We start from the raw sequence: 1,649 nt of genomic DNA on the forward strand, positions 1-1,649 counted from the left end.
AAAATTTAAAGCCTACCTGATCACGACCAAAGAAGCCTCAGAAGTTATCAAAAAAAATGCTGAAGAAGGGCAACTGAGCGTGTATGGTTTTGCAAGCGATCAATCTCCAAAAGCCTTGAAGGCTTTTCATTGGGCTCCATTTATGGGCCATTTAGTGCCTATTCATACAGGTGCTGAAGTTTTAGCAAAGCGTTTTGATATGAATGTTATTTTTTTGAAAGTAAAAAAAGTTAAAAGAGGGTTTTATCAGGCTACCTTTGAAGTTTTGTCGGAAAATGTAAAGGATGTCCCTGACTATCAAATATCAGATATGTTTATAAAACGTGTGGAACAACAAATACTTGAAGCTCCTGAATATTATCTTTGGACCCACAAAAGGTGGAAACATAAAAAAAACTAAAGATTTAACTTAAAGACCTTATTTCACTAATAAATCGTTCAGCCAACTCATCTGCTTCAGTCTGGCTTTTAGCCTCAGTATAAATTCTTATAATGGGTTCTGTATTTGACTTTCTTAAATGCACCCAGTTTTCAGGAAAATCGATTTTCATACCATCAATCGTTGTGATGTTTTCTAAAGCATAGTTTTCTTGAAGTTGCTGAAGGATACCATCTACATCGAGCCCGGGTGTGAGTTCAATTTTTTTCTTACTCATAAAATAAGAAGGATAAGAAGCTCTTAATTCACTCACCCTTAACTTTTGTTCTGCCAAATGGCTTAAAAATAATGCAACTCCTACCAGTGCGTCTCTCCCATAATGCGACTCAGGGTAAATAACACCTCCGTTTCCTTCACCTCCTATGATGGCTTGGGTTGCTTTCATTAGTTTAACAACATTAACTTCTCCTACCGCACTGGCTTGATAACTTCCACCATGTTTTTCGGTCACATCACGCACTGCTCTTGAGGAAGACATATTTGAAACAGTATTGCCCGGTGTATTTCTTAATACATAATCAGCACAAGCAACTAAAGTGTATTCTTCTCCAAACATTTCACCGTTTTCGGAAATCAGCGCTAAACGATCAACATCCGGATCAACTACAATTCCTAAATCAGCCTTTTCATCTACTACAAGTTTTGAAATTTCACCTAGATGTTCTTTGAGCGGTTCAGGATTGTGAGGAAATTCACCGTTTGGGGTGCAGTATAATTTTACTGTATGAACACCCAATCTATTCAATAGTAGCGGAATTGCAATACCTCCTGTTGAATTTACAGCATCAACCACTACTTTAAAGTTTGCTGCTTTAATAGCTTTTTTATTTACAAGTGATAAATCTAATACTTTATCTATATGAATATCAATATATGCATCATTTTTAGTGATTTCGCCAAGACAATCTACTTCAGAATAAAGAAATTGTTCTGAGTCGGCAATTTCAAGGATTTTTTTTCCTTCAGCATCGTCTAAAAACTCGCCCTTACTGTTAAGAAGCTTAAGTGCATTCCATTGCTTAGGGTTATGGCTCGCGGTTAAAATGATGCCTCCGTCAGCACGTTCTTCAGTTACAGCTATTTCTACAGTTGGAGTGGTCGAAAGTCCTAAATCAATGACATGAATGCCTAAACCAACAAGCGTTTGCATTACAAGTTCCTGAACCATCTCACCTGAAATTCTGGCATCACGTCCCACAACAACCCGATA

General features: G+C 37.2%; 2 protein-coding genes. One reads left to right on the forward strand and one right to left on the reverse strand.

The window, feature by feature from the left end; all coding sequences use genetic code 11:
- A partial coding sequence (locus tag AACY61_RS13445; protein ID WP_339612092.1) for a lysophospholipid acyltransferase family protein occupies window positions 1-400 on the forward strand: 400 nt, incomplete at its 5' end.
- Window positions 401-404: 4 nt separating this feature from the next.
- Here the strand turns inward: AACY61_RS13445 and glmM are convergent.
- The coding region (gene glmM, locus AACY61_RS13450; RefSeq protein ID WP_339612094.1) for a phosphoglucosamine mutase at window positions 405-1,649 on the reverse strand (1,245 nt) is incomplete at its 5' end.

Source organism: uncultured Planktosalinus sp. (genome assembly GCF_963973675.1).
Lineage (GTDB): Bacteria > Bacteroidota > Bacteroidia > Flavobacteriales > Flavobacteriaceae > Planktosalinus.